The 9,069-nt window shown below is 45.5% G+C and carries 9 protein-coding genes; 7 read left to right on the top strand and 2 right to left on the bottom strand.

The window, feature by feature from the left end; translation table 11 throughout:
* Positions 1-206: 206 nt before the first annotated feature.
* From GXZ17_RS01035 to nadA, 5 genes are read left to right on the top strand one after another with little or no spacing between them, the layout of a single operon-like run.
* Positions 207-656 (top strand): RrF2 family transcriptional regulator, encoded by a 450-nt coding sequence (locus GXZ17_RS01035; RefSeq protein ID WP_409375435.1) that lies wholly within the window; start codon positions 207-209, stop codon positions 654-656.
* Positions 657-664: 8 nt separating this feature from the next.
* A complete protein-coding gene (locus GXZ17_RS01030) occupies positions 665-1,636 on the top strand; it encodes a tRNA 4-thiouridine(8) synthase ThiI (protein ID WP_409375434.1) in 972 nt (323 codons plus the stop codon).
* Positions 1,637-1,646: 10 nt separating this feature from the next.
* Positions 1,647-2,558 carry a cysteine synthase A gene (gene cysK / locus GXZ17_RS01025; protein ID WP_409375433.1) on the top strand — a complete coding sequence of 304 codons (912 nt, stop codon included), beginning with the start codon at positions 1,647-1,649 and terminating at the stop codon, positions 2,556-2,558.
* A gap of 5 nt (positions 2,559-2,563) precedes the next feature.
* Positions 2,564-3,601, top strand: a complete 1,038-nt coding sequence (gene mnmA / locus GXZ17_RS01020; protein WP_409375432.1) for a tRNA 2-thiouridine(34) synthase MnmA — start codon at positions 2,564-2,566, stop codon at positions 3,599-3,601.
* 25 nt (positions 3,602-3,626) lie between these two features.
* Positions 3,627-4,535, top strand: a complete 909-nt coding sequence (nadA, locus tag GXZ17_RS01015; protein WP_409375431.1) for a quinolinate synthase NadA — start codon at positions 3,627-3,629, stop codon at positions 4,533-4,535.
* Here the strand turns inward: nadA and GXZ17_RS01010 are convergent.
* Positions 4,532-5,857, bottom strand: coding sequence for a B12-binding domain-containing radical SAM protein (locus tag GXZ17_RS01010; RefSeq protein WP_409375430.1), 1,326 nt, complete (start codon positions 5,855-5,857; stop codon positions 4,532-4,534). The genes nadA and GXZ17_RS01010 overlap by 4 nt on opposite strands.
* A gap of 168 nt (positions 5,858-6,025) precedes the next feature.
* Complete coding sequence (locus tag GXZ17_RS01005; protein WP_409375429.1) at positions 6,026-7,456, bottom strand: MATE family efflux transporter; 1,431 nt, start codon at positions 7,454-7,456, stop codon at positions 6,026-6,028.
* 443 nt (positions 7,457-7,899) lie between these two features.
* Here GXZ17_RS01005 and GXZ17_RS01000 point away from each other — a divergent pair, with 443 nt between their 5' ends.
* Positions 7,900-8,640, top strand: a complete 741-nt coding sequence (locus tag GXZ17_RS01000; protein ID WP_409375428.1) for a hypothetical protein — start codon at positions 7,900-7,902, stop codon at positions 8,638-8,640.
* 173 nt (positions 8,641-8,813) lie between these two features.
* The coding region (gene rpsT / locus GXZ17_RS00995) for a 30S ribosomal protein S20 (RefSeq protein ID WP_409375427.1) at positions 8,814-9,069 on the top strand (256 nt) is incomplete at its 3' end.

Here is a 9,069-nt window from a genome sequence, read left to right as displayed (position 1 = left end):
GTTAAAACCATCGATATAGGGAAGAATGTCGGTGGGCTTTCCTTCTAAAGCATTGATTATTCTCTCATAAGAAGTCATAGAGCCTTTCCCCTTTAACTTTTATTTCTTTTATTATATTATCATTTGCAACGTTTTCGAGTTTGACAGCCAGGATTTTCGTTTCTATAATATTATTAAGGCAATCAGGATTATAAAATTTGGGAGTGATGAAAATCCGTTTTTCTACTCGTTCCCGCTATGGCTTAAGGTTTATGATAGAGCTGGCCACTTATTACGGTAAAAAAGACCTGGTCTTTCTCAGGGAGATAGCAGAAAAAGAGGGTATTTCAGAAAAATACCTGACTCAACTGGCTATTCCTCTTAAGGCTCGAGGTTTAATTTCCTCTCGGCGAGGAGCAGGAGGAGGCTATCGTCTCTCTCGCCACCCCGCTCAGATTACGGCAAAAGAGGTGGTAGAAGCTTTAGAGGGAGGAATTTTCCCCGTGGATTGTCTGGAAAGTCCCGATATCTGTTCCCGGACTTCTTTCTGTGCAGCAAGGAAAATGTGGAAAGAGCTTCAAGATAAAATTTCTGAGACTTTAGAAAAGTTTACTCTGGAAAATTTAGCTCAGATGCTCACCAATAGCCCTCCCTCACCGATAGATTTCTCTATTTAGGAGAGCTGATGAGGGCAATTGGTCTTGTGTCAGGTGGTCTGGATAGTGCCTTAGCTATTTTTCTGCTCAAAAAACAGGGGATAGAAGTGATCGGGCTCAGTTTTTTGAGCCCTTTCTGGGAAAGTAAAAATACATTGAAGCGGCTAGCTCAGGAGCTGGAGATAGAGCTTCGGGAAATAGAGGTAGGAGAAGAGTATCTTGAGCTCCTGAAGAATCCTCAATTTGGGTATGGAAAAAACCTGAATCCCTGCATTGATTGCAAAATCTGGATGCTCAAAGAGGCAAGAAGAGAGATGGAAAAAGAGGGAGCATCTTTTGTTTTTACCGGTGAAGTTGTGGGACAACGTCCCAAATCCCAGCTAAAAAATACCTTGCGTCTTATAGAAAAGCAAAGTGGGCTGGAGGGCTACCTTTTGCGTCCTTTGTCGGCAAAGCTCCTTCCTCCTACCATTCCTGAAGAAAAAGGCTGGGTAAAAAGAGAGGAGCTTCTTGATTTACAGGGGAGAGGAAGAAAAAGGCAACTGGAATTAGCGGAAAAGTGGGGGATAAAGCACTTTTCTCCGCCGGCAGGGGGATGTCTTTTAACTGACCCCAATTTCTCCCGGAGGTTAAAAGACCTGTGGGAGAGCGAAGAGGCTTATAATTTTGAGAGCGTGGAGCTCTTGAAAGTAGGAAGACATTTTCGTCTCCGTCCTTCTTTTAAGCTTGTGGTGGGGAGAAACCAGATAGAGAATGAGAAGCTGAAAGAATTTGTCCGGGAAGATGACATATTGTTTTTCCCCCGGGAGGGTAAAGGTCCCCTGGCTCTCGGTCGGGGAGAAGCTGATGAGCCTCTTCTTCAAGAGGCAGCCTCCCTTCTTGCCCGCTATATTCACTTCCCCGGAGAGGTGGTTTCTGTGGGTGCAAAAACTGGCTCACTTTTGAGGGTGTTGGAGGTAGAGAGAATGAGTGAAGAAGAAGTAAAGAAGCGGATGATTTAAGAGGTGATTTATGAGAATAAAAGATAACATTACCCAGCTGGTGGGAAACACCCCTTTAGTGAGGCTGGGAAAAATCGGGAAGGGCTTGCCAGGGGAACTGGTGGCAAAATTAGAATTTTTCAACCCCTGCGGGAGCGTCAAAGACCGAATCGCCGTGGCGATGATAGAAGAAGCGGAAAAGCAGGGCTTCCTCAAAACCGGGTCTTTGGTGGTAGAACCCACGAGCGGCAATACCGGTATTGGTTTAGCCTTTGTGTGTGCCGAGAGAGGCTATCGTCTCCTTTTGACTATGCCCGAAAGTGTCTCGGTAGAGAGACGGAAAATCTTGACTCGCCTGGGAGCCGAAGTGGTTCTCACTCCCGCCTCTCGAGGCATGCAAGGAGCGATAGAGAGAGCCCAAAAAATTGTAGAAGACACCCCGGGAGCTTTTATGCCTCAGCAGTTTGAAAATCCGGCTAACCCTCGCGCTCATCGGGAAACCACTGCTCGAGAGATATGGGAAGATACCGATGGTGAGGTGGATATTGTGGTTGCAGGAGTGGGAAGTGGCGGAACCATCACCGGGATTGCTCAGGCTCTTAAGGAGAAGAAACCAGCTTTCCAGGCAGTGGCAGTGGAGCCTCTTCGCTCTCCGGTTCTCTCAGGAGGCTCTCCGGGGCAGCACTCCATTCAGGGAATTGGAGCGGGATTCATTCCTCCGGTTTTAAAGCTGGAGCTCCTGGATGAGGTAATTGCTGTTAGCGACGAGGATGCTTTTTCGATGTCCGAGCGTCTGGCAAAAGAGGAGGGAATACTGGTGGGTATCTCCTCCGGGGCGGCTCTGTGGGGAGCAGTGCAGGTGGCCACTCGAGAGGAAAACAAGGGGAAGCTCATTGTAGTAATTGTTCCTGATACTGGGGAGCGTTATTTATCTCTTTGGTGAGCAACGTGAGAAAAAAAGTACTGGTGGCTATGAGCGGAGGAGTAGATTCTTCGCTATCCTGCGTTTTGCTTTTAGAGAGAGGGTTTGAAGTTGCCGGGGTAACCATGCATCTTGCGAAGGAAGAGGAGGAGTCTGATACGGCCATTGAAGGTGCCCGGGAGATTTGCCGCGCTCTTTCTATTCCCCATTATGTGGTGGATTTTTCCCGGGAGTTTGAGGAGTTAGTCGTTGAAGATTTTGTCTCTCAATACTTAAAAGGCAAGACTCCCAACCCCTGTGTGGTATGTAACCGGCGCCTCAAATTTGGCAAGCTCCTGGAGTATGCTCGCCATAAAGGATTTGATTTTCTGGCCACTGGCCATTATGCTAAAATCGAAGAAAAAGAAGGAAAATATTTTTTAAGAAGACCCAAAGACCGGAAGAAAGACCAGACTTATTTTCTCTATGATATTGGAAGAGACAACCTTCCCTATATCATCTTTCCTCTTTCCGATTTTACCAAAAAAGAGGTGAAGGAGCTCTCTTTGAAATATAATCTTCATATAGCAGAAGAATCGGAAAGTAAAGACATTTGTTTTCTCCCCGAGGGCGATTACCGGAAATTCCTGGAGGAGAGAATCTCTCTGGATTCCCCCGGTTTTATAGTTACCACAGAAGGTAAAATAGTGGGTGAACACAAGGGATATTTTCGCTATACCATTGGTCAAAGAAAGGGCTTAGGAGTAGCTCACTCTCGACCTCTTTATGTGGTGGCAGTGCATCCGGAGAGAAACGAAGTGGTGGTAGGGGAAAGAGAGGCGCTCGAGGCTCGGGGGTTGGTGGCTTCTCATTTCCAGTGGTTGGTTGATAAGCTTCCCTCGTCTGTGTTTGCTCAGGTGCGCTATCTCCAAAAAGAAAAGGCCTGCTCGGTAGAGATTGTCGGCCCGGATGAGATTAGGGTTATATTCAAAGAAAAAGTAGAGATGATTAGTCCTGGCCAATCGGTAGTTTTGTATAGTGACGATACAGTTCTGGGTGGGGGGATTATTGAAGAAGCTTTTTAAGATTTTCGATTAGGGGTGAAAATTGATGAGAGACTGGAAAGGGGAAATCGAAAAACTAAAAAAGGAGAGGAATGCGGTAATTTTAGCCCACAATTATCAGCTTCCTGAAGTGCAAGACATAGCTGACTTTGTAGGAGATTCACTGGGATTGAGCATAGAGGCGAGCAAAACCGATGCTCAAGTTATCGTATTTTGTGGAGTTTTTTTCATGGCGGAGACGGCAAAAATCCTCTCTCCTCAAAAAGTAGTGGTAATCCCCGACCAGGAGGCAGGATGCCCCATGGCGGATATGATTACTGCTCCCCAGCTTGTTGACCTCAAAAATCGCCATCCTGAGGCAGCGGTGCTTTGCTATGTGAACACAAAAGCGGAGGTAAAGGCAGAATGTGATTTTTGTTGTACATCAGCAAATGCCACTAAAGTGGTGGAAAAGGGACTGAACTCTGCTTCTTCCATTATTTTTGTTCCCGACCAGTATCTGGCCAGTTATGTCTCTCGAAAAACGGGAAGGGAATTCATCGTCTGGCCAGGATATTGTCCGATACATGCGGCAATAAGCGGAGAAGATGTGGAAAGAGCCAGAGAGCTCCATCCTCAAGCGGAGGTACTTGCCCATCCTGAATGTCGCCCGGAAGTAACAGAGAAGGCGGATCAGGTGCTTTCTACCGAAGGTATGTGTCGCTATGTGAAGAGCTCCTCTGCTGATGAGTTCATCATTGGAACAGAAGTGGGTATTCTCCATCGCCTGCAAAAGGAAAACCCGACAAAGCATTTTTATCCGGTGAAGGAAGAGGCAGTGTGCCCGGATATGAAAAAAATAAACCTGGAAAAAGTGGCTTTTGCTCTCCAAGAAATGAAATACCAGGTGGAGCTTCCTCCGTCGATTATTCAAAAAGCAGCGCTGAGCATCGAGAGAATGCTTCAGTTCACCTAATCTTCCGGGGCTATTGCTCTCTGCAGTTTTTGATAGAGAAGGGCATTGCCGCTTTTGTAGAGGAAAGCGATTTTATTGTGGAAGAGAGGTTCATCCTCGGGCAGTAGCCCCTCAATTTTATAATAATCGGGAGTGTCGGGGATAGGAGAATAAAGAGACAGGCGAGGTTTTAGCCCCAGGCTTTTTACATATTCGATGGAATTTACCATCTCTTCTTCGGGGATGCCCGGCAGGCCAAAGAGGAGGTATACCTCTATCTCCTGAGGAGCAAAACCAGCGTCTAAAAAGTATCTCGTGGCTTTCTCAAAAGCATAGTTATTTACCTTCCCCCCTGTTTTTTCCTGCCACAGAGAAGAAGAGGTTTCTAAACTCATCCGCAAAGTCTTGAACCCCACTTTCTTCATCAGTTGGGCAATCTGGGGAGTAACATACAGGGGATGAATAGAGTTAGGAAGGTGAAAGCGAAGGTCTAAAGATAGCTCTTCTAACTTCTTTAAGAGGGGAAGAAAGTGTTTCTCTCCCTGGAAAAGAAGAGCATCGTCATAGAAGGCTATATCTTTTATTCCATATTTTTCTCTGGAAAACAGGATTTCCTCTATTATGTCTTCGGGGGGGCGGCACCAGAAAGAAGGATAGAGTTTTCCTGAAGCACAATAGGTGCAGCGAAAGGGGCATCCTAAAGAAGTGAGAAGGACGATATAAGAGAGCTCCGGGTAAAGGAAGAAAGCAGGTCTCAGGGAAAAATAATCACTATAGCTTTCCACTTTGAAATCTGTTTCTAAAATGCATTCCAGTTCCTTCATCACCGAAAGGGGGTCGGTAGCTTTCACCACGTAATCAAACCCCCATCCTTCGGCGTGCTCAGGACAGAGAGCGGGATAAATTCCTCCTAAAACCGTTTTAGCCTCTGGCCAGATTTTCCTGGCCAGCTCTTTCGCTACTACCGCTCCTGGATACCAGTAAGTCATGCCTGAGGTGATAAAGACAAAATCGGGAGGGGATAGTTTCTCCATTCTGGATTTCACTTTATCGAAAGGCAAGCCAAACCTTCCCCAGTAGCGAGGGACATCCTGAAAAAAAGAGGGCTTGGGAAGAATTTCTTTATAATAGCTACCACAGCCTGCTTCTCGCAGATAGCGAGGACCACGAGAGACAGGTGGAAACTCGGGATCTAAACGGTTCAGGCAATCTAAGAGCTCCACTTCATACCCCTGGTTTAGAAGATGAGAGGCAAGATAAAGAAGCCCTAAAGGCTTGAGCCAGAGGTCGAAAGCAGTAAAGTCATAAATCCAGGGGTTAACTAAAAGTATTTTTTTACTCATAAGAAGATTATAACAGAACTATGAGAAGGCTTTGCCTTCTCGTGGTTCCAAAAAGAGAAAAACAAAAAGGACAAGAGAAAAAGACCAAAACAACGCGGAGGAAAAGCCACCTTGCTCGTCACCCCTGAATGTCTCTATTGCCTTTTTTGTCGCCCGCTATTTTCTATACTATATGCTTTCGCTTAAGCTCTCCTCACTATACTTCTTGCCATATTCTCTGCTATACTCCTCAAATACACCACTTGAAAATCTTTTAAGCACCAGCACCATTCTCACCGCCATATCTACGGTAACGGCAATCCAGGCACCAATAAGTGCCATATTCAATAAATCTGCTAATATGTATCCCAGGCCTAAGCGGGTGACCCACATGCCAATTGCGCTGGCATACATGGCATATTTTGTATCCCCTGCACCCCGCAGGGCACCAGCAACAACAAAGTAAACAGCAGTGAAAGGCTGGGAAAATGCTAAAATTTTCAAGGCGCTTTCTCCCAAGGAGATTACTTGAGCATCTCGAGTAAAAATCATTATGGCATACTTACCCAAGAAGAAGTAAGCAACGCCAATTAACGACATGATTATCGTACTGACAATTATTGATTGTCGTGTTGCTTCTTCTGAAAGTTCGGGTTTTTGTGCGCCTATACCCTGCCCTACAAGAGTGGTGGCGGCCATCTGAAACGCCATTGCCGGTACAATTCCCAGACCATCAATGTTTATCGCTATCTGATGGGCAGCAAACATTATAGTGCCAAATCCGGCAATCAGTCGTGCAAACAATAATGCACCAGTCCTCATAATCAGCTGCTCTATCGCTGCCGGGGTGCCAATATTCAACACGCTTCGTATTACATCGGGCTCAAAGCGATATGAATCATGAATGGATATGCTGATATATTTATCCCGGGCATATACCGCATGCATAGTAATGCAAAATGCTATTAACCTGGAAAAGGATGTGGCTATTGCTGCGCCTGCCACTTCCAATCGAGGGAATCCAAGGTTGCCATTAATTAACAACCAGTTCATGAATATGTTGACGACATTTGCTACGATATTTGAAATCATGGGGGTTACCATATCGCCTACGCCCCTTAAAGAGGCTGCCAGCACCATGTTACCCACAGTAAACACTGTTCCTGCCATTATAATTTTCATATAAATTGTTCCCGGGCCAATTGTATCAACGTCTGCACCCATTAATCGGATGATAGCTCCAGAAGCGGGAATACCTACTGCGGTTACAATAACTCCCATAAGTAACACCACTACAAAAGACTGTCTGGTTACACGAGAGGCATATTCACGATCTCCAGCTCCCGCAGCCCTCGCGACAAGGGCTGTAGTCCCGACAACCAGCGCACTAAACACTGAAAAAATCAGCATGGTTGGTTGAGCTGCCAGTCCGGTTGCAGCAATAGCCCAGGGGCCCAGGGAACCTACCTGTATCATATCTATCATTTGCACCAGCATCATAAGCATAAATTCAAGCATTGCCGGCAAAGCCAGTTTGAATATTGCCTTACGTACGTCAGCAGGCGTTTTCGCTTCTAAAAAAAACGATATGTCTTGAGCGTTATCTTTTGACGATGCCATAAAATCACCCTTTACTTCTAAAAATGTTGGATTTCCTGACAGGGGCAGACCCGGTTAGAAACTCTACATTCTACCATCATACAATAATTGACATTTTTTATCAATCGCAATTGGGCACTTTTTGGTTCATTAAGACACCTGCTTTAGAGCTCGAAGAGAATCCCGGCACGCAGAAGAGATTTTGGGTGAGCCGGGGAATGAGCCAGAAAACCGCAAAGCCCTGCTTTTAGTCACGAGAGTCCTCGACATCTAATATATCCAAGATACAACCCCGATTTAGCAGGGGAGCAAAAAGCTCTCTATTCTTACTACTTTTTTCAACCGTAAAACAATATTTAGCGTAGCCAACCACTTTCATAGACACTAACAAGTGCAAAAATTTGATTTATTCTCTGACGAGCTCTAAAATAGTATTTTGAATTAGGAGAAGAGGAGGAAAAAAGATGAAAAAACCAATAGTTTTTCTCTCTGTGTTGGTGCTTCTTGTGGTGCTTGCAGGGTGTGGTGGTCCCTCGCCCAGCCAAACTCAAAAGCCTCAACTCATAACTGTAAATGATGGCTCAAAGAATCTGCAAAATGGTGATCCGGTGAGGGGTGGTGTTACAGTTACCTTTACCGGAAGTGGGCCGGCTGATGCTATTATCAGGGTATATCTGAATGGCACTCTTCTTGGTAGTACCACTACCAATTCTGCAGGAAGCTTCACCTGGAGCTGGACCAGTGGAACCACTGAAGGGACCTTTGCCTTTGCTTTTACCGCTGAGGCCGGAGAGCTTCTGGAAAGCGATCAGGAAACTTTTTCTCTTGTGGTAGACACAACACCACCTTATTTTCTTTCCTGCTCAGCAAAGGCAGACGCCCCCCTTGATGCAGCGCCCACCATAACTGTTCAGTTTAATGAACCGGTAGTTATAGGAGACGTGAATCTTTTCGAACATCTTGCATATTGGGCTGTGAACTGTGTTGCATGCCCAGGTGGCTCTCGTTTCACGGTGACTGAAGCAACCCTTGAAGAAGACAGCCAGACGGTTACCTTAACCGGAAAATGGGATACAGACCAGCTGGTTACCGGTGACCAGGTGATGGTCCACTTTATTTACAATTCCCTTATGGATATTAAGGACCGAGCCGGGAATGCTTTCAGTACTACAGTAAGCATTCTCACCTGTACGGTTACTCCATAGGATTTCGAACCTGCACCACAGCCTGCCCGGGCAGGCTGTGGTATTTAAGGAGAGCCTGAAAGTTTTCCTCATAAATTTACACTATCCTGAGCTCCTTCCGGTTGCAAATATTAAAGCTCCGTGTTAAAATTAGCATCGTCTTTTTTTAAAAAATCTTTTAAGAGGTGGAAAAAGTGCCCAACACTAAAACGGCCTGGAAAAATTTGCGAAAAAACGAAAAGAGAAGAATGCGTAACCGAAGCATCAAATCAGCTACTAAAACTGAAATCAAGAAGTTCAGAAAGCTCGTAGAAGAAGGAATGATAGAAGAGGCTCATTCTTATCTTCCTCGGGTGTATAAGAAAGTTGATATGGCAGTGAGCAAAGGGGTTTTTCATAAAAATAAAGCTGCTCGGATTAAATCTCGTCTCACCAACAAGCTTAATCAAG

Source organism: Candidatus Sordicultor fermentans (assembly GCF_012728195.1).
GTDB classification, from domain to species: domain Bacteria; phylum Atribacterota; class Atribacteria; order Atribacterales; family Caldatribacteriaceae; genus Sordicultor; species Sordicultor fermentans.
This window is presented reverse-complemented; position numbering and strand designations above follow the sequence as displayed.

What these genes read in the sequence shown, in the direction of transcription:
- GXZ17_RS01035 (WP_409375435.1), top strand. Translation starts at nt 207, where the DNA reads ATGAAAATCCGTTTTTCTACTCGTTCCCGCTATGGCTTAAGGTTTATG.
- GXZ17_RS01030 (WP_409375434.1), top strand. Translation starts at nt 665, where the DNA reads ATGAGGGCAATTGGTCTTGTGTCAGGTGGTCTGGATAGTGCCTTAGCT.
- cysK (WP_409375433.1), top strand. Translation starts at nt 1,647, where the DNA reads ATGAGAATAAAAGATAACATTACCCAGCTGGTGGGAAACACCCCTTTA.
- nadA (WP_409375431.1), top strand. Translation starts at nt 3,627, where the DNA reads ATGAGAGACTGGAAAGGGGAAATCGAAAAACTAAAAAAGGAGAGGAAT.
- GXZ17_RS01010 (WP_409375430.1), bottom strand. Translation starts at nt 5,857, where the DNA reads ATGAGTAAAAAAATACTTTTAGTTAACCCCTGGATTTATGACTTTACT.
- GXZ17_RS01005 (WP_409375429.1), bottom strand. Translation starts at nt 7,456, where the DNA reads ATGGCATCGTCAAAAGATAACGCTCAAGACATATCGTTTTTTTTAGAA.
- GXZ17_RS01000 (WP_409375428.1), top strand. Translation starts at nt 7,900, where the DNA reads ATGAAAAAACCAATAGTTTTTCTCTCTGTGTTGGTGCTTCTTGTGGTG.